The organism is Streptomyces sp. NPDC046759 (assembly GCF_040645475.1).
Classification (GTDB): Bacteria; Actinomycetota; Actinomycetes; order Streptomycetales; family Streptomycetaceae; genus Streptomyces.
This window is the reverse complement of the sequence record NZ_JBEYYJ010000039.1, coordinates 35,434-54,534: the sequence shown is the minus strand read 5'-3', so window position 1 is coordinate 54,534 and position 19,101 is coordinate 35,434. Positions and strand designations below refer to the sequence as shown.

At 70.5% G+C, this 19,101-nt stretch carries 13 protein-coding genes; 6 read left to right on the top strand and 7 right to left on the bottom strand.

The window, feature by feature from the left end; translation table 11 throughout:
• Positions 1–9: 9 nt before the first annotated feature.
• The 4 genes from ABZ919_RS36725 to ABZ919_RS36710 form a co-directional block, all read right to left on the bottom strand.
• Complete coding sequence (locus tag ABZ919_RS36725) at positions 10–1,371, bottom strand: FtsW/RodA/SpoVE family cell cycle protein (protein ID WP_361257016.1); 1,362 nt, start codon at positions 1,369–1,371, stop codon at positions 10–12.
• Between the two features lie 146 nt (positions 1,372–1,517).
• Positions 1,518–2,768 carry a HAMP domain-containing sensor histidine kinase gene (locus ABZ919_RS36720; protein WP_361257014.1) on the bottom strand — a complete coding sequence of 417 codons (1,251 nt, stop codon included), beginning with the start codon at positions 2,766–2,768 and terminating at the stop codon, positions 1,518–1,520.
• Entirely contained in the window at positions 2,765–3,550 is a 786-nt protein-coding gene (locus ABZ919_RS36715; RefSeq protein WP_361257012.1) for a hypothetical protein, read from the bottom strand. The genes ABZ919_RS36720 and ABZ919_RS36715 overlap by 4 nt, the downstream gene beginning before the upstream one ends.
• A 169-nt stretch (positions 3,551–3,719) precedes the next feature.
• Positions 3,720–4,229: a protein phosphatase gene (locus ABZ919_RS36710; protein ID WP_361257009.1), complete on the bottom strand. Its 510-nt coding sequence runs from the start codon at positions 4,227–4,229 to the stop codon at positions 3,720–3,722.
• 100 nt (positions 4,230–4,329) lie between these two features.
• On the opposite strand from ABZ919_RS36710, the gene ABZ919_RS36705 reads away from it, so the two are divergent.
• Positions 4,330–5,133 (top strand): nuclease-related domain-containing protein, encoded by an 804-nt coding sequence (locus ABZ919_RS36705; protein WP_361257006.1) that lies wholly within the window; start codon positions 4,330–4,332, stop codon positions 5,131–5,133.
• Between the two features lie 228 nt (positions 5,134–5,361).
• Here ABZ919_RS36705 and ligD read toward each other — a convergent pair whose 3' ends face one another.
• On the bottom strand, positions 5,362–6,249 hold the full coding sequence (ligD, locus tag ABZ919_RS36700; protein ID WP_361257003.1) for a non-homologous end-joining DNA ligase: 888 nt from the start codon (positions 6,247–6,249) through the stop codon (positions 5,362–5,364).
• Positions 6,250–6,320: 71 nt separating this feature from the next.
• On the opposite strand from ligD, the gene ABZ919_RS36695 reads away from it, so the two are divergent.
• The 4 genes from ABZ919_RS36695 to ABZ919_RS36680 all read left to right on the top strand — a co-directional run bounded on the left by ABZ919_RS36695 (position 6,321) and on the right by ABZ919_RS36680 (position 13,035).
• On the top strand, positions 6,321–7,451 hold the full coding sequence (locus ABZ919_RS36695) for a Ku protein (protein ID WP_361257000.1): 1,131 nt from the start codon (positions 6,321–6,323) through the stop codon (positions 7,449–7,451).
• Positions 7,452–7,772: 321 nt separating this feature from the next.
• Positions 7,773–10,298 (top strand): DUF4132 domain-containing protein, encoded by a 2,526-nt coding sequence (locus ABZ919_RS36690; protein ID WP_361256998.1) that lies wholly within the window; start codon positions 7,773–7,775, stop codon positions 10,296–10,298.
• Positions 10,298–12,643, top strand: coding sequence for a DUF4132 domain-containing protein (locus ABZ919_RS36685; protein ID WP_361256995.1), 2,346 nt, complete (start codon positions 10,298–10,300; stop codon positions 12,641–12,643). The genes ABZ919_RS36690 and ABZ919_RS36685 overlap by 1 nt, the downstream gene beginning before the upstream one ends.
• The gene (locus ABZ919_RS36680; RefSeq protein WP_361256992.1) at positions 12,643–13,035 is read left to right on the top strand and encodes a hypothetical protein; all 393 of its coding nucleotides are present in this window, start codon (positions 12,643–12,645) and stop codon (positions 13,033–13,035) included. The genes ABZ919_RS36685 and ABZ919_RS36680 overlap by 1 nt, the downstream gene beginning before the upstream one ends.
• Before the next feature lie 660 nt (positions 13,036–13,695).
• Here the strand turns inward: ABZ919_RS36680 and ABZ919_RS36675 are convergent.
• Positions 13,696–14,880 (bottom strand): S53 family peptidase, encoded by a 1,185-nt coding sequence (locus ABZ919_RS36675; protein ID WP_361256989.1) that lies wholly within the window; start codon positions 14,878–14,880, stop codon positions 13,696–13,698.
• 1,406 nt (positions 14,881–16,286) lie between these two features.
• Positions 16,287–16,793, bottom strand: a complete 507-nt coding sequence (locus ABZ919_RS36670) for a hypothetical protein (RefSeq protein WP_361256986.1) — start codon at positions 16,791–16,793, stop codon at positions 16,287–16,289.
• Positions 16,794–16,939: 146 nt separating this feature from the next.
• On the opposite strand from ABZ919_RS36670, the gene fxsT reads away from it, so the two are divergent.
• The coding region (gene fxsT / locus ABZ919_RS36665) for an FxSxx-COOH system tetratricopeptide repeat protein (protein ID WP_361256983.1) at positions 16,940–19,101 on the top strand (2,162 nt) is incomplete at its 3' end.

Genomic DNA, 19,101 nt, shown 5'->3' with positions numbered 1-19,101 from the left:
CGTAGTCGCTCACGGTGCCTCCCGCCCGTCGTAGTGACGGCGCGCCGAGTCGCTCACCCGCATCAGCAGCGCCACGATCGCCCAGTTGGTGACCACCGAGGAGCCGCCCTGGGCGAGGAACGGCATCGCCATGCCGGTCAGCGGGATCAGCCCGGTGACCCCGCCCGCGATCACGAACACCTGCAGCGCCAGGATCGAGGCGAGCCCGACCGCGAGCAGCCGGCCGAAGGGCTCGCGCAGGGCGAGTCCCGCCCGGTAGCCGCGCTCCACCAGCAGGGCGTACAGCAGGATGATGGCCGCGAGTCCCGCGAGCCCGAGTTCCTCGCCCGCGGTGGCCAGGATGAAGTCCGACTTGGTGGCGAAGCCGATGAGGGTGGAGTGCCCGAGTCCCAGCCCGGTGCCGAGGGCCCCGCCGGCCGCGAAGGCGAACAGCGACTGGGAGAGCTGGTTGGGCCCGTGTCCCGCCTCGATGGTGGCGAAGGGATGCAGCCAGTCCTCGATCCGCTGGTTCACATGCGGCTCGAGGCGCCCCACGGCCACCGCACCGAGCACGGCGAGCAGCAGTCCCACCGCGATCCAGCCGGTGCGCCCCGTGGCGACGTACAGCAGCACCACGAACAGCCCGAAGAACAGCAGCGAGGTGCCGAGGTCCCGCTCCAGGACCAGCACACCGACGCTCAGCAGCCAGATCGTCACGATCGGCCCGAGCACCCGCCCGGTCGGGAACTGCAGCCGCCACAGCCGGCGGCCGGTGTACGCGAGCGCATTGCGGTTGGCGGCCAGATAGGCGGCGAAGAACACCGCGAGCAGCACCTTCGCGAACTCGCCCGGCTGGATGGAGAATCCGGCGATCCGCACCCAGATCCGGGCGCCGTTGACCGCCGGGAACAGGATCGGCAGCGCGAGCAGGCCGAGCGCGGCGGCCACGCACACGTACGCGTACCGCTGGAGCATCCGGTGGTCGCGCAGCACCAGCACCACGCCGATGAACAGCCCGACCCCGAGCGTGGACCACACGAGCTGGGCCGGCGCGGCCCGGTCGCGGGGGGTCTCCAGGTCCAGCCGGTAGATCAGGACCAGCCCGAGCCCGTTGAGCAGCACGGCGATCGGAAGGAACAGCGGGTCGGCGTACGGCGCCCGGATGCGCACCGCGAGATGCGCGAGCAGGGCGAGCACCCCGAGTCCGGCGCCGTAACCGGCGGCTCCGGGCGGAACGGTGCCGGTCCGCGCCAGCCCCACCGCGCAGTAGCCGTACACGCACAGCAGCACGGCCAGCAGGATCAGGGTGAGTTCGATGCCACGGCGCCGGGGGAGGCGTACGACGGGTGGGGGAGCCTGTGCCGCCGCCACGGTGGTTCCGGCCTTGGTCATGCCCGGAACCTACCCAAACAGGACGTCCTGTGTGTCGGGGCGCGCCCCCGAACGGGCGCGGGGCCGTGGACGAGGTGCGGCTCCACCGCGTGGACGCGGGAAACCACCCGGGGCCCGCACCCGCAGGCAAGCCCCGGCCCCGGGCTCTACCGCCCGTCGACCACGGGCAGGACCAGCGTGGCGACGGCCCCGCCGTCCACCGCGTTCGCGAAGAACAGACGCGCTCCCAGCACCTCCGCCTGCCCCACCGCGATGGTCAGCCCCAGCCCGTGCCCGGTCGCCCCGCCCTCCGTACGGAACCGCTGCGGGCCATGGGCCACCAGGTACTCCGGATACCCGCTCCCGTGGTCCCGTACGGTCACCACCGCCCCGTTCACGGTCAGCACCACGGGCGCAGCCCCGTGCTTGTGCGCGTTGGCCACCAGGTTCCCCAGCACCCGCTCCAGCCGCCGCCGGTCGGTCTCCACCCGCGCGTCGGCCAGGACGCGCACCTCCGTGTCCGTGCCCGAGGCCCGCACCACCCTTCGGGCCAGCGCCCCCAGCTCCTCGGTGTCCACCGCCGGTTTCTCCCGCCCGGTGTCCAGCCGGGAGATCTCCAGCAGGTCCTCGGTGAGGGTACGCAGCGCCGCCACCCGGTCCCGCACCAGTTCGGTCGGCCGGCCCGGCGGCAGCAGTTCCGCCGCCGCGTGCAACCCGGTCAGCGGGGTGCGCAGCTCGTGCGCCACATCCGCGGTGAAGCGCTGTTCGCTCAGCAGCTTGCTCTGCAGGCTCGACGCCATGGAGTCCAGGGCCGCCGCCACCGCGGCCACCTCGTCCTGCGGGCGGGACTTGTCCTTCGTCCGGGGGTCGTGGACGCGCGCGTCCAGGTCGCCCGCGCTGATCCGCCGGGCCACCCGCGCGGTGCCGTGCAGGCGCCGGGTCACCCGCGTCACCGCGAACACCCCGACCACCACCGTCGCGCCGATCGCGAGCCCCGACGACCACAGGATCGAGCTGTCGAGCCCGGCGATGGTGCGGGACTGCTGCGAGTAGTCGACCGCGACGGCCAGCGCCCGGTGTCCGGCGACCGGCCCCGCCGCCCACATGGTCGGGCGCCCGTCGTGCGTGGAGACCATCGTGCCGCGCTCACCGGCCGTCGCCAGGGCCCGCAGCGGCGCGGGCAGCCCCCTGGGATCCAACCCGGCCTCCGGCATCAGCGTGTCCCCGGCCTCGTACGCCTGCGTGGCGTCCGCGAGACGGGACAGCGCCCTGCTGCGGGCCTGGCCGACGGTCTGGTTGGTCACCGAGACATGCACCAGCACGCCGAGCAGAGCGGCCAGCGCACAGCACATCACGATGATGAACGCGGCTGCCTTCACCGCGAGCGGCCCGGCCCAGCGGGGCAGTGCGAGCCTCACTGCGCACTCGCCGAGGAGGAGGCGGGGGAGGCGGCGGAGGGGGCGGAGGCGGGGGCGGGGGCGGAAGGCGAGGCCGACGGCGTGGGCGAGGGCTTCTTGGCGTGCCGGCCCCCGCCGGTGTGCAGGTACTCGTCGCGGGAGAACACCATGGCGCGCTGCCCCGGGTCCCACTCCCACGTCGTGCGGTACTCGTAACCGACGATGTCGGCCGGCGAGCGCTCGATCAGTGAGCGGCCGGCCAGCTCCACGCCGAGGATCGCGTCGTTGTCGGCCAGCACCTGCACCAGACGGTGCTTCTCGACGGTGTAGACCCGCACGCCCGTCTGGTTGGTCGGGTAGAGCCTGAAGCCCAGCGTCATGTCGTCCCGGCCGTCACCCGTGAGGTCCCGGTAGTACGGCTTGAGCAGCGGACAGCGGGACCGGTCGCCCCCGGGCCGGCAGTCCTTCAGCCGGTCCACGGTCGCGTGGTACGCCCCCTTCGACCCATAGTCGTCCGGATGCGCCTTGATCTCGGCCTCGACCACGTCCACCGGATCCACCTTGCGGATGTCGTCGCCGGGCACCGTGATGCCCTTGACGACGTCCCGGGTCGCCACGTCGTAGGGGTAGGCGGGACTGGACGCCGGGCGCAGGTCGGGCCAGAGCTTGGCGGGGCTCGCGGCGGTCGCGGTCGGACCCGCCCCCCGCAGCCCGCCGGTGTCCCCGCACGCCACCGCCGTCGCCGACAGCAGGACGGCGGCGGCCGCGGTGAGGGCGATGCGCAGGGGACGGCGGGCTGGCACGGTGCTCCTGGTGTGTCGGGGTCGATGGGGTCGATGGGGTTGGTCGGGAGCCCCGTACACCATATTCGTAGATCTGCAGTTTTGTAGTTACGTCCTATTTGCACCCTCGGGGGCCTGTGCCGGCCTCCGGGGGTGCTGCTCAGGGCCCCCGGCTGGTACTGGGGAGAGGCTACTCGGCCAGTTCCTCCAGCAGCCGCACGGTCGACAGGCCCGCACGCAGGTACTCCACGAACAGCTCGTTGTGCAGTGCCCAGGCCGAGCGCCGGGCCCGGATCAGCTGGATCACCTCGTCGGGCGTGGCCCCTCCCCGCTGGGCCAGCGCGTGCGCGACGACCAGCCCGGAGCGGTTGTACCCGTGGAAGCAGCGCACGAGCACCCGGCGCCCGGCGTCCAGCGCCTCGTTCGCCGCGTGGGCCAGCCGGATCACCCCCGCGAGCTGGGTCCCGTCCAGCGGGCCGTCCGGAATCGGCCACACATGGTGCTCGACCCCCGGATCGGGGCCGTATCCCGGCAGCCGCAGCAGCGTCTGCACCACATCGAACTCATCCCGTACGACGGCGAGCTCCGTCCGTCCCGAGCGGCCCCGGAACTCGTGTCCGCCCATCCACAGGCCGGGCACGATCTCGTTCCACGGGCTCTCCGGAGCCGGTACGTCGGGTTGCTTTCCGCGGATCCGCAACGGCGCCTCCCCAACTTCCCCTCGCGGGGCCGCCCTCCACGGTAACCGGTCTTGCCCCGGGAGCACCCCGCCTGTTCCCATGGTCGAGGGGTGATGGCGCATGAGCGCACTGCGCGTGGTGCCGGCCTATCGGCACGGCCGGGAACGGCTGTACGTCTGCCGCCCGGACGGAAGCAATGTCGCCTGGTACGACCGTGAGGCGGGCAGGGTCAACCTGCTCGGCGAGGACAGCGGGGCCGAGGTGCTGAACGCCCTGAAGCCGTTCCTGACCGGCCCGGTGACCGTCGGCCCGCCGCCGGTCCCGACCCCCGCGGAACTGGCCCGCCTCACCCTGCACCCCGACGACGACCTGGCGCCCAACCGCCCCGGCGAGGCCCTGCTCGTCGCCCTCGACCGCGATCCCGGGCCCGCCCGCCGGCTGCGCCCCGACCCGCGCCGCCGCGCCCTGGCCGCCGAGGAGACCGTCGGCGCGGCCCTGGACGAGCTGGAGGGGGCCGGCTGGCACACCCTGCACTCCGTCACCCTCCCCGGCGGCGACCGCATCCACCATCTGCTGCTCGGCCCCGGCGGCCTGTACGCCGTACACGCCCTGTACGCCCGCAAGGCCCGTGTCCTGGTCGCCGACCCGATGGTCACCGTGGGCCGCCGCGAGGCCGAGCCGCTGCTGCGCCGCCTGCGCGCCGCCGCCGACCGCGCCTCCCACGCCCTGACCGCCGAGGTGCGCCCGGTCCTGGCCCTCGCGGACCCGGCGGACGTGACGGTGACGGTCCGGCCACGGACGGTACGGATCCTGAAGGACACGGAACTGGCGGGCCTGGCCCGGCTCGGCGGGGTGCTGAAGCCGGCGGACGTCGAGGCGTTGCACGGGATGGCGCGGGACCGGAACACGTGGGGGAGGGTGTGAGGGGGGCGCCGTTTCGGGGGAGGGGGCCTGGTCGGGGAGCCGCCGTTCCGGGGGGAAGGGGCCTGGTCGGGGAGCCGCCGTCTCCTAGGGCGCGGAGTCGCCGTTTTCTGGGCCGGGAGCTGCCGTGTCCTGGGTCGGGGAGTCGCTGTTCTCTGGTCGGGGAGTCGCTTATTTCTGGTCGGGGAGCCGCCGCTGCCCGGGGCGGGGAGCCGCGTTTCGGAGTGCGGGTCAGGGCAGGAGGGCCGCCGTCTCGGGATCCAGCAGCGGCGCCATGAGGTCCCCCAGGTCCTGCAGCCGCGGCGCGATGTCGTCGGCCCGGAACTCCAGCTGGGCGGGGTCCCGGCAGTCCGCGACCTCTTCCCAGGTCACCGGCGCGGACACCAGGGGGGCCCGGCGGGCGCGCAGCGTGTAAGGCGTGGCCGTGGTCTTGCGGGCCGCGTTCTGGCTCCAGTCGACGAACACCTTGCCCGGCCTGAGGCTCTTCGTCATCCGGTGCACCACCAGCCGCGGCATCGCCCGCTCGGCCTCCACGGCCAGGGCCTTGGCGTACTCGCTCGTCCGTTCGGACGAACCGCCGCGCACCGACGCCAGCAGGTGCAGTCCCTTCGACCCGGCCGTCTTCGGATACGCCTCGATGCCGTCCGCCGCGAGCCGCTCGCGCAGCCACAGGGCCACCTCGCAACAGTGGACGATGTGCGCGGGCGCACCCGGGTCGAGGTCGAAGACCAGGCGGTCCGCCTCGTCCGGGCTCTGCACCAGCCACTGGTGCGTGTGGAACTCGGTGACGAGATTCGCCGCCCAGACCAGGCTCGGCAGATCCTGTACGACCACCATCCGGGCCGGGCTGTCCGCCGACGACCGCGGCACCTCGGCGGTCCTGACCCACTCGGGCGTATTCGGCGGCACGTTCTTGGTGAAGAACAGCTGGCCCTCCGGGCCGTCCGGATAGCGCAGGAAGGACACGGCCCGGTCGCGCAGATGCGGCAGCAGCGCACCGGCGCTGGTCGCGTAGTAGTGCACCAGCTCCGCCTTGGTGAAGCCGGTCTCCGGATACAGCACCTTCTCCAGGTTGCTGAGCGGGACCCGCCGCCCCTCCACCTCTGTGATAGGCGTCATACGATGACAATCCCAGACAGACCGGTGTAATCGGTGTAACCGGTGAACTCCGCAAGGGAAGGGTGCGGCACGTGCGATCCATATGGAACGGCGCCATCTCCTTCGGGCTCGTCAGCATCCCGATCAAGCTGGTGAACGCCACGGAGAGCCACGCGATCTCCTTCCGGCAGATCCACACCGAGGACAACGGCCGCATCCGCTACCGCAAGGTCTGCGAACTGGAGGACCGCGAGGTCGCCCAGGCCGAGATCGGCAAGGGATACGAGGACGCGGACGGCACGATCATCCCGATCACCGACGAGGACCTCTCCCACCTGCCGATCCCGACCGCCCGCACCATCGAGATCGTCGCCTTCGTCCCGGCCGACCGCATCGACCCGCTCCAGATGGACGCCGTGTACTACCTCGCGACCGGCTCGGCCCCCGCCGCCAAGCCCTACGTCCTGCTCCGCGAGGCCCTCAACCGCAGCAACAAGGTCGCCGTCGCCAAGTACGCGCTGCGCGGCCGGGAGCGGCTCGGCATGCTGCGGGTGGTCGGCGACGCCATCGTCATGCACGGCCTGCTGTGGCCGGACGAGGTGCGCGCGCCCGAGGGCGTGGCCCCCGACGCCTCCGTCACCATCCGGGACAAGGAACTCGACCTGGCCGACGCCCTGATGGAAACGCTCGGCGAGGTCGACCTGGAGGACCTGCACGACGAGTACCGGGAGGCGCTGGAGGAGGTCATCACCGCGAAGGCCTCCGGCGAGGCGCCGCCGGAGGCACCGGCACCGGCGGACGGGGGCAAGGTCCTGGACCTGATGGCGGCCCTGGAGAACAGCGTGCGCGCGGCACGGAAATCACGCGGCGAGACACCCTCCGGCGGCGCGGCCGAGGTCAGACCCCTCCCCCGCAGAACCGCGCCCAGGGCGACGGCAGCAAGGAAGTCGACGTCCACAGCGAAGAAGACGGCCACCACGAAGAAGCCCGAGCCGGCACGGAAATCCACGTCCAGGACGGCGGAGGGGGCGAAGAGGTCGACGGGTTCCACGAGCACGGCGAAGAAGACGGCGGCGAAGGCGACGGCGGGCACAGCGAGGTCGACGGGGACCGGGAAGGCGGCGGGGACGACGGGGACGACGGGTACGGCGAAGGCTGCGAAGACTTCGAAGACTTCGAAGACGGCGGGGAAGAAGACCGCGTCCCGCAAACAGACGGCTTGAGGCGGGGCGGCTCCGGCGGCAGGCGGCGCAGTGACCGGCGGCGAGGTCCCGCCGTACCGCGGGCTCCCGCACGCTGGCGGCCGCGCGGCGGAAGGGCGGTAGTCCGCGGTCCTGCTGTTCGGCGGCAACCGCACCCATGTCACCCAGCTGATCCTGTTGCTCGATGGATCCCGCAGGGAAGAGCGACAAGCAACGACAAGAGCCGGACCCGGCGAGACTGAGTCCGGCTCTTGCCGGCGACGGCAGCCGGACCCTGTGTTTCAACAGGCGCGAGCAGCCCACGTTGATCGCGTTGTCAGTCCCCCCTGCCATCATCCCGCCATGCTGTACGAAGCCCTGGTGGCCGAATCCCGTAGGAACGACTCGCTCGACGAGGTGAGGTCTGCCGCGCTCTGCCGCGCCCGCTGGCTCGTCGAGCTTCTGGAACGTCAGTGGACGGAGCCCTGGTGGGACGCCTCAGCGGCGTTGCGGGGAACGGACACGCTCGAACGGATTCAGGCGATACGAGCAGCGACCCAGGCCGAGATCGACGGGCGGCTCGCGGCCTGTTCGGAGGAGGAGGGGAGGGCGGCGGTCCTGTGCCTGATGCTGGCAGCCTGCTTCGACCACAGGAGCTTTTGGCAGTACGGCACCGAGATCGGGTCCCTGATCTCGCGGTTGCGCGGCTGGACGCCCGACGAGATCGCGGTGATGCTGCTCCGGGTCACCGAGTACGACATGGGTTTCTGGTTCGCCGATGCGCTGGGGCTGGTGCTGAAGGCCGCCGAGCAGCTCGACGCCGACGGCCGCCGTGCGGTCATGCCCCGGCTGCGGCACGCGCACGCGGAGCTCATGGACACCGATGTGGCGGCACGCCAGCGCGGACAGCTCTCCAAGCGCCTGCGCGCACTGCTCGCGAGCGTGGAGGAGGCGTCCATACCCGACGGACTGATCCCCGCTCACGCTCCTTGGGGCGCCCCGCTGAGCGACCGTGCGAGGACGTCGCCGACACCCCAACTCGCTGGCTTTCTGCGGCACGTGGCGAGCCTGTCGGGCCCGCGTCCCACGCAGAGGTGGCGGCGGACCTGCCTCGAACTGGCGGAGGCGGCGTCGGCGCAGGAGGTCCTGGCCGACGTCCTGCGGGCGCTGGCCGAGGGCGACCCGCTGTGCAGCAGGGGGAGCGGTGCGCACACCGGCTGGATCGGCGGTGGTTACCACTACCACTACGTCGTCCACCAGAACGACGGGGACCTGGCGCGCGGTGTCGTCTGGGCGGCCGCGCTGACCGGCGGCCCGGCCGCGGTGCGGCACCTCGGCGCGCTCGCTCTGCGGACCGGCGCGGCCGGAACCGGCGTGATCGAGGATCCCAAGCTCGCGGGCGCGGCGATCAACGCGCTGGCCGAGACCGGCGATCCGGCCTCCCTGGAGGCCCTGTGGCGGCTGGAGTCCCGGATCAAGCACCGGGCGCTGCGCAAGCAGCTCGACACCGCGCTGGTGACGGCGGCCGGGAAGCAGGGCATCACTGCGGAGCAGCTCATCGAGCGCAGCGTCCCGGACCACGGCCTGGCACCGGACGGCCTGCTGGAACGGGAGCTGGGCGGACACCGGGTACGGGTGGCGATCGAGGACGCGGCGACCGTGCGGCTCACCTTCACGCGTCCCTACGGGGGGACGTCCCGTACGGCCCCGGCGGCTGTGAAGGAGGGCTTCCCGGCCGAGCTGGGGGAGTTGAAGGATCTGGCCAAGGCGGTGCGCGGGACACTGTCGGGGGAGCGGGCCCGCGTCGAGGCATTGATGTCGGCCGGGCGGGAGTGGCCGTACGACGAGTGGTGCCGCCACTACCGCGACCACCCGGTCACCGGTGTTCTCGTCCGCGGCCTGATCTGGGAGTTCCGGAACGCCGGGGACGCGGACGGCGAGTGGCGTGCGGTGGCACCGACGGCCCAGCCGCCCGGCGAGCCCGAGCGCGTCCGGTTGTGGCATCCGATCCGGGCGCAGGCGCACGACATCAAGGGGTGGCGGGAGCGGCTCGTCGCCGAGCGGCTGCGGCAGCCGTTCAAACAGGCCTTCCGGGAGATCTACCTGCTCACCCCGGCGGAGGAGGAGACCGGCGTCTATTCCAACCGGTTCGCCGCCCACATCGTCCACTACCGGCGGCTCTACGCGCTGTTCAAGGAACGCGGCTGGCAGGCCAACTTCCTCGGCCGCTACGACGGCGGCTACGACGGGCAGGCGCGGGCCGAGTTCGGCGACGGCCGGTGGCGGGCCCGCTTCCACCACGAGCCCGCGGCCGACGACGACGGCGGCGGCCACGCTCCCGAGCACGCCGCGACGGACCAGGTCCGCTTCGAGCGGCGGGACGGCCGGCGCTGGTGGGAGGTTCCGCTGACGCAGGTGCCCCCGCTGGTGTTCAGCGAGGCGATGCGCGACGTCGACCTGTTCGTGGGCGTGACCTCGATCGCAGCCGACGCCGACTGGACCGACCGGGGCGAGGACCGCTACGCCGGCTACTGGCGGACGGCCACGCTCGGCCCGCTGACGGCGAGCGCCGAGGTCCGCCGCGAGGCGCTGGAACGGATCCTGCCGCGCTTGAAGATCGCCGCCCGGTGCTCGCTCGAAGGCCGCTTCCTGGTGGTCCGGGGGGACCTGGGCACGTACAGGATCCATCTGGGCACGGCCAACATCCTGATGGAACCGGACGACAGGTACCTGTGCATCGTCCCGTCACGGGGCAAGGGCGACGGCAAGGTCTTCCTGCCGTTCGAGGACGAGCGGCTGTCCCTGATCCTCAGCAAGGCGTTCCTGCTCGCCGCCGACACCGAGATCACTGACAGGACGATCGTCCGCCAGATCAAGAGGGGGGCCTGATGGACCTCGCCACCCGGCTGATGCGCGCGCTGACCGACCCCGCCTTCACACTCGACGACGAGGACAGCCACCCGGACCTGAAGCAGGTCTCCGACGAGGAGCTCGGCAGCCTGCTCGCGGCGGCCCACCGGATGGACGCCACGGCCACGCACCCGATGACGAGGATCCGCCTCGCGGTCGAGGACGCGGCCAGGGAACGGCAGCCGCGTTACACGCCCGACGCGTGCCGCCGGGTCTTCGAAGCACTCGCCGAGAGGTACGAGGCGCGCGGGTGGGCGGACCTCACCCTGGGCCTGGACGCGCTGGAGCACTGCACCGGGCCCCTGCCCGATGTCTCCGAACCCTCCCGTGCCCTGGTCGAACTGTGGGTGGAGAAGGACGCGGTACGTCAGCCGTACGCGCTCCTCGCGATCGCCAGGCTCGCCGGCGACGAACCACTGCGCGCGGCCATGGAGCGTCTCTCCCGTGACGTGGGCCCCATCGTCGCGGACGAGCTCGCCGCCGTCGCCGGCCTCGCCCCGGCCGAACAGGCGCTGCTGGCCGAGTTCGACCGGGACCACAGGCTCGACTCGCCGCCCGCGTACGCGTGGCGCCGGTCGGCGGACAACCCCGCCTATGCGGCGTTCGCCCGCCGTGCGCTGGAGGCGGCGGCCGACCGTACCGATGCCATCCGGGCGGGCGAGATCCCCTACCGGGCGGACAAGGCTTTCACGGACCGGGAGATCACCACGCTCGGACATGCTCTGCGGGTGGCGCTGCTCCGCGACGAGCCCTGGCTGCCCGAGCTGTTCGAGCGGCTGCTGCCCGGCATCGCTCTCGCCCCGACGTCGGCCAAGACGCTTCCGTCGCAGGCCTTGCTGTACGAGGTGGCCCGCGCCGCGCAGGACTTCCCGACGCCCGAGCTGGTGACCGCGATCCGCACCGTGCGCCGGACCGTCCGGCACGCCGGGGTGCCCAAGCAACTCGACAAGATGCTCAAGAAGATCGACGCGGCCCTGGCCGAACGCACCGACGTGGCGCTACGGCTCCCGCGGCTGGGATTCGGCACCGCACCCATCGGCGGCTCCGCCTCGGCCGGTGTCCTGCGCCGGCCGGCCGGCGACTACCAGGCCGTCGTCACGGTCACCGAGACGGCGACGCTGACCTGGGAGAAGGACGGCCGTCCGCTGCGCAGCGTCCCGGCGCCGGTCCGCCGCGACCATGCGGCGCTGGTCAAGGAACTTCGCGACCTGGTGAAGCGCGTGAACGCCCAACTCGCCACCCTGATCCGCGCCTTGGAGGGCGGCTACACCGCCGACGCCGTTCACCCGTACGGCTGGTGGCGCACCGAGCTGGCCGGCCACCCCCTAGCCCGCACCCTCGTACGCCGGCTGATCTGGGAGATCGAGGTCGCACCGGGTGAGTGGCGGGCCGTACTGCCCGAGACGGACGAGCACCTTCCCGACGCGTCCGACGACGCCTCCGTACGACTCTGGCACCCGCTCCGCTCCGAGCCGGACGCCGTGCGGGTCTGGCGGGACCTGCTCACTGAGCGGTGCATACGGCAACCCTTCAAACAGGCGTTCCGTGAGATCTACCTCCTCACCCCGGCCGAGGAGCACACCCGCGTCCACTCCAACCGCTTCGCCGCGCACCTCGTCCACTACCGCAAGATGTTCGCCCTGTTCCGGGCGCGGGGATGGAAGAGCCACCTGCTCGGCCCCTGGGACGGCGGGGACTGCGACGCAGCCGAGCGCACCCTGGCGGCCGGAGGATGGCGGGTCCGCTTCATCCACAGCTGGGCCGACTGGGCGGGCGAGGACGAACTGGCCTCGACCGACCGGGTGCGGTTCGACCGCCGGGTGCAGGGCGCCTGGCGCGAGGCACCGCTCGCCGACGTGCCCCCGCTGGTGCTCAGTGAGGCGATGCGCGACGTGGACCTCTTCGTCGGCGTGACCTCGATCGCCGCCGATCCCGACTGGACCGACGGCGGCCCCCAGCGCACCTACTGGGAACGGGCAGGGTTCGCCGAGCTGACGGAGAGCGCCGAGGCGCGCCGCGACGCGCTGGGGCGTATCCTGCCGCGCCTGAAGATCGCCGACCGGTGCACGCTCGAAGGCCGCTTCCTCATCGTCCGCGGCGAGCTGCGCACGTACAAGATCCACCTGGGCTCGGCCAACATCCTGATGGAACCGGACGACAGCTACCTGTGCATCGTCCCGTCACGGCACTCGGGAGAGGACAAGGTGTTCCTGCCGTTCGAGGACGCCCGGCTCTCCCTGATCCTCAGCAAGGCATTCCTGCTCGCGGCCGACACCGCGATCACCGACGAGTCCATCCTCATGCAGATCAAGCGAGGTGCCTGATGGCCACCGTGACGTTCCGCGACGAGACCGCGACGGGCAAGCCGCTCACCGAGTGGGAGGTCACCGGCGTGCCGGAACGGATGACCGTACGGGAGCTGATCAGGCTCCGGGTCAGCGAGGAGGTCGCCCGGCACAACGCCCGCCCGAGCAACCGCTTCAACGGGCTCGTCCGCCCCGACGACGCCGAGACGGAGCTGAACGGCTACCGACTCCGCGAACCCCGCCGCATCGACTGGGAGCGCCAGGCCGAGATCGCCGAACGCGCCTTCCTGGCCAACGGGTTCTTCATGCTGGCCGGGGATCGCCAGGCCGAGGACCTCGACGAGATCGTGGACCTCACCGTCGATCCCGACCTGGTCTTCATCAAGCTCGTCGCCCTCGTCGGCGGCTGAGAGACCGGCACCCCTGCCCGCGAGAGGGCCGTATCGGTCGGGGATGATTCGGTGAAAACGGATCACGGGAAACCGGCGGCCTGCGCACGCAAGAGCCGGGCGGAGACCAAGCGAGTCGTCCGAGTGCTTGAGCGCTGTTGCGACTTCTCGGTACCGGTGGAGCCGGTGCTCGTCCTCGTCGGTGTCACCGAGCTGAAGGTGGTGGCTACGCAGCTCAGTGTCCGGGTCTGCCAAGAGCGCCAAGCAGCGGCACTCGGTCCGCTCTCAGGTGTGTTCACGGCCGACCAGGTGGAGCAGGTGTACAGCGTCGCTCGCCCTCGCCAGGCTTGGGACCAGGCCCGAGTTGGTCGCCTCGGCGGAGTGCCGGCGGTTCTCATGGGCGCCCGTTGCCGGCCCCCGCGGCGTGATGATGCGTGTGGGACGGGGCGCCTGGAGGTTATACAGGCCTCGCCATTCCCTGGATCTCACCTGCAGCGACGGATCTCACCTGCAGCGACGGATCTCACCTGCAGCGACGCTCCGAGATCCCGTCCACGCCTCGTGCACAGACCCCGCCACACGGCCACTTCCGGCGGCGTACGTCTGCGTATACGAGCCGCCGGCCCGGCGCGGGGCCCGGCAGTGGTACGCCGGGCCCCGCGCCTCGGGGACGGGTTGCGGTCAGCCCGCCTTGGCTAGGGCCGGGACGAAGCGGGCCGCGTCGATCGTTCCGACGCCGGTCGCCATGTCGTAGCCCTTCACCGCGGTGTAGCCGGTGACTCCCGCGTAACTGTTGTTCGTGCCGTCCTTCACGTCCACGATCCCGGTGGACGGGTTCGACGAGGACTTCGCGTACAGCGAGTACAGCGCCTTGTGGATGTCCCCCAGCCGGTGCCCGGCAACCTGGTCGGCCAGGGCCACGATTCCTGCGAAGAGCGGGCTGGCCTCGCTGGTGCCGACGTAGACCTCCCAGCCGACCCGCTTGGGGTCGTAGCTGGAGTACACCCATCCACCGCCCTTCAGCGCGGCGGACATGGAGACGTCCGGGGTGCTGCGGTGATTGCCGGCCACTCCGTTCTGATACGAGGGACGGGCGAAGACGTGGGACTCGCCGCCGCCGCTGGCGCCGTGGTCGTTGTAGACGCTGTCCGGCGCGATGCGGTTGCCGTTGGCGTCCAGGTGCAGCTGGGTGCCGCCGACCGAGACCACCAGGGGGTCGTCGGTGGGCCAGGCGTTGACCCTGTACGGATAGGTGGTCTGGCCGTTCGAGGTGGTGTCGGTGGGTCCGCTGTCGCCGGAAGCGTCGGTGACGGTCACATGGTGCTTGGCCGCGTCCTTGTAGGCGTACCGCAGGTTCTGGATGCTGGAGAAGTCACCCTTGCTGAAGCCGGGGAAGTTGTTCTCCGCCACGCCCCAGCTCTGGCTGATCACATCGCCCACGCCGCGGTCGATGAGCGACTTCTCGGCGTCCATGACCTCTTTCAGGCCGGTGGTGCCGTCCCCGATCCGGCCGACCCCGGTCTCCGCCAGGACGATGTGCGCGTCCGGGGCGACGGCATGCGCCATCTCCACGTCGAGGGTGGTCTCCCCGGCCCAGCCGAGCTGGTCGGCGTCGTTGGGGTTGAAGCGCGGGACGTTGCCCCACTTGACCACGTCGACATGGGTGCTCTTGATGCCGAACCGGGCGCTGTAGACATCCAGGTCCTTCTGGATGGTCGGCGAGCCGAACGGATCCACGATCACGATCGTGCGCCCCTTGCCGGTCACTCCTGCCTTGTACAGCGGGTTCAGGTTGTACGCCTGGCGGTACTGGATCGCGTTGTAGCAGTCGAACCCCCACACCGCCCGGCACTGCGCAGTGGTCATCAGGCTGCCGGCCCCGCTCTGCGATTGCTGCCCGGCCGCCGGCACGGGCTTGACTTCTTGCGCCGGTCGCACCGGTGCAGCGACGGCGACGGAACCAGACAAGAGTCCTGCTATCGCTGCGAAACTGGAGAGGCTGGTGACCCAGGCTGCGGCGACCGCAGTGCGCCGCCGCGCATGAATCCTGCGCATGGATGCTCCTCGTACTGGACTAGACCACGCTCGGCCGTGGACTGCGATCCCACCCCGAGGCCGTCCATGAGGCAAGGGATTCTCTCTGTGTGCCTTGTCACTGCTTCATCCGATTCGGTGCCCTATGTCCATGCCGAGTGGGTCCCGCGCGGCCGAGGTGACCCGTCGAGGGCGTGCGTGCCGGCTGGATGTCGCAGGCTTCAGTCCGTGTGGCAGTGGGGCCTTCGGGTGGTGGGTTGTCTCCTGCGTGGTCGCGACCGGATCAATGCCCGCCGTGTCGGTTTTGGGGAGATAGATCAGCTCTGGCCGCTTCGTGAAATACGTCACGGTCTGGCATCCGAAGAGGGGGGCGACACGGTCTGGCCTCCGAAGAGGGGAGCGACGCGGTCTGGCCTCCGAAGAGGGGGGCGACGCTTGAGCGGGATCGGGTGCCGCCGGATCCGGACATGGCGCCACGCGCCCGCTTGGTGTCGGACGGAGCGGTTGGTGGCGTCGGAGCCCTCGGAGGGTGGCCGGATGCAAGTGAGGGTCCGTCGAATGGGGTGGCTGACGTCGGCGGACGCTCCAAGATCCCGTCCACGCCTTATCCGTCGACCCGGACATGCGGCCGGGGGCCGCATACGCCTGCACAAACGCGAAGACCCCGGCCTCAGCGTTTCCGCTGGTGACGGGGTCTTTGGGCACCTCATACTGGGTGCCCCGGCAGGATTCGAACCTGCGCACACGGCTCCGGTGAGCATGCTCGTGACGTGCTTGATCATGACTCTGACCTGCAAGGGAGCCGCGCGCTCCGCGTGATCTCGTCTCGCTCACACGCCCCTCACACGTGCGTAGAGGAAGGGCAGGAGATGCCCTCCGGTCGTTGAGGATCGGACGGGAGCGATCGACGTGAGGGGCTGCAACATCCCGGGGTGTTGCGGCCCGGTACCCAGGCCCGGCAGGTGGGACACTGGCGAATCTCGCTGTCCCACCTACTTATGCAGGTCAACGCTCTAACCGCACAGCCGGACACGCGGGACACTCCCCATGGCGTTCTCGACGACGGCCAAGGGCCATCGTGGGAAGCTGGAAGCAGTGCGCCGGTGCCAAGCGAGAACATCAAAGGGGGGCTAGGTGCCGCTGGCCGACTACCGCTTTAGGAGTTCGGCCCTGGTTCCCCGCGGCGTGCGAGAATCCGACCTTCCAATAGGCTGTCAGCGCCACTCAGGGCTTGTGGTCTATCGATCTGCTCTGGGAACGGCTGAGAGGAGGTTGGGTACGCCGCAGGCGCTGGCAAGGAGGTCGGCGTAGGCGGTGAGGATGCTGCGCGAGTCGCGTAGCGCGGTCCGCAGTTCGCTGGCGCGTGGCCAAGCTAGTTCGTGGTCGCGGCGCGAGCAGTCGGCAGGGCGGCGGGCCTCCCAGTCCTCCAGTGCGGGGTGCCAGCTTGCGAGCAATGGACGGATGCCGTAGTTGAGCATGGCGACGGCCAAGTAGCCGAAGTTGTACTGGCCGTCCTTCTTGGGCTCGGCGACTTCCGGGCCATACTTGCGCAGCACCTCTCGGGTGGTGGTGAACAGCGAGTACAGGCTGCTCAGTGCTTCCCGCAGCAAGCCCTCGTCCTCACGGAGCGGCACCACCGAGACCCGGGTCACTAGCTCAACGTACAGTTCCCAAGCGGCTTGCCGCTCGGCGGCGTTCGGCTCCCATGTGCCGGAGATCTCCAGCACGCGCAGATTCAGCTTCACCCCTACGCTCTTCGGCGCCCGCACTATGGTTGCTCCTCTGCTTGGACTGCTGCGACCTCAACGATTCCCACCCTGTAGCCACCGTATACGGGGAATCATGGGTGCGGCGTTGTGTCGGGGTGGCCTTGAAGGGATGGGGATCAGGGGTGGCAGCCGCAGTGGAGTCGGTCTTCGTCAGTTATGCCGGGCCGGACCGGGCTTGGGCGGAGTGGGCGGCATGGCACCTGCGGGAGGCCGGCCATCACGTGGAGCTGGACGTTTGGGACTGGCGGGCCGGCGAAAACTTCGTCGAGCGGATGAGCGACGCCATGCGGCGCGCCACCGTGGTGGTGGCGCTGTTCTCCAACAACTACTTCGATCTGACTCGGTGGACCCGCGAGGAGTGGACCTCCATCGTTGCGCGTCGCGAGCGTCTCATCCCGGTGACGATCGAACCTCTTACGGCGTCCGACATCCCGCCTATTCTGACTGCTGTTATCCGAAAAGACCTGCACGGCCTGGACGAACAGGCCGCCATCGCTGCGCTGCTGGTTGCCGTCAACGGCCCCACGAGCCCGCCTAAGGCACCTAGCTTTCCTGGCGCACCTCCCACAGGCTCCAACGGGCAGCGTCCCCGACTGCCCAGTGGCGCAGGCGTGCCGCAAGTGTGGAATGTTCGAAACCGTAATCCCCATTTCACCGGGCGTGAGGCACTGATCGCCCAGATTCGAGAGGGCCTGCTGGGTGGCCGGCGGCCCGTGGTCCAAGGCCTGCATGGTCTGGGGGGCGTTGGGAAGACTCAAATCGCCCTGGAGTACGCCCACCGCTTTGCAAGCCAGTACGACACGGTCTGGTGGATAGACGCTGAACAAGCCGACCAGATCCTCGTTCGTTACACGGAACTGGCCGCCCGGCTGGGTATCGCCAAACCCGACGCTGGCGCCGAACACAACGCCCGCTCGCTCCTGGAGCACCTGCGCACCCAGGATAGATGGCTGATCATTTTGGACAATGCCGACGACCCCCAGGACTTTGACACTCTGATCCCCACCGGACCCGGCCACGTCCTGATCACCTCACGCAACCCGAGTTGGAACGATAGAATCCACAGCCTGAACCTGGGCGTCTTCTCCCGCAGCGACTCTCTGGCCTACCTCACTGCCCGCATGCCTGGCATCACCCCAGAACAAGCTGGCAGACTCGCGGACGACCTCGGCGACCTCCCCCTCGCCCTCGCCCAAGCAGTCGGCGTCATCGCGAGCGGTATGACTCTGGACCGCTATCGCCACTTGCTCACGGCCAAGACCGCCAAGCTAATGGCCAACGGGGGCCCGCCCGGCTACCCCGCCCCCCTGGCCGCCACCGTGGACATCGCGACTACCCGTCTGGCCGGCGATCACCCAGAGGCCGCCAACCTACTCCGCCTTAGCGCCTTTCTCGGCCCCGACCCGATTCCCACCGCCTGGCTGGAAGCCGTCCGCGATCAGCTGGCCACCATTGCTGTCGATCCGGACGACATCATGTGGCCCCAGGCTGCCCTCCAACCACTGGCCCGTTACGGTCTGGCCCGCGTCGACCATGAGGCCTTTCAAATCCACCGGGTCACCCAAGCCATCCTCCGCGACCGGTCCAGCCAGACTGTCGCCTCCGAGGTGGAACTCGATGTCACCACGATTCTCACCACCATCGCTCCCGGCGACCCTGACACCCCGGCCGCTTGGCCCCAATGGGCCGCCTACACGTCCCACCTCGCCACACGCAAGCACACCGCTACTAGCCACCCCGAGCTGCGCCAAGCACTCATTCAAGCAACGCGTTACCTGATTAGAAGCGGCCAACAACGCGCAGCCCGCGATCTCGCCGCTACCCTCCACCACACCTGGACCAGTGTCCTCGGCGACGACCACCCGGATACGCTTGCCAGCGCCGAATACCTCGGCCGCGCCATTAGTTACTTTGGGCGGTACGCGGAGGCCCGCCGCATGGTCGAGGACACCCTCGAACGTCGCCGTCGCGTCCTCGGCGACGACCACCCCGACACCCTCACCTCTGCCCATGACCTCGCGGCCACCCTTCATAATCTCGGGCAGTATGCGGAGGCCCGCCGTATGCACGAGGACACCCTCGAACGTCGCCGTCGCGTCCTCGGCGACGACCACCCCGACACCCTCGACTCCGCCCATAGTCTCGCGGCCACCCTGCACAGCCTCGGGCAGTATGCGGAGGCCCGCCGCATGCACGAGGACACCCTCGAACGTCGCCGTCGCGTCCTCGGCGACGACCACCCCGACACCCTCGACTCCGCCCATAGTCTCGCGGCCACCCTGCA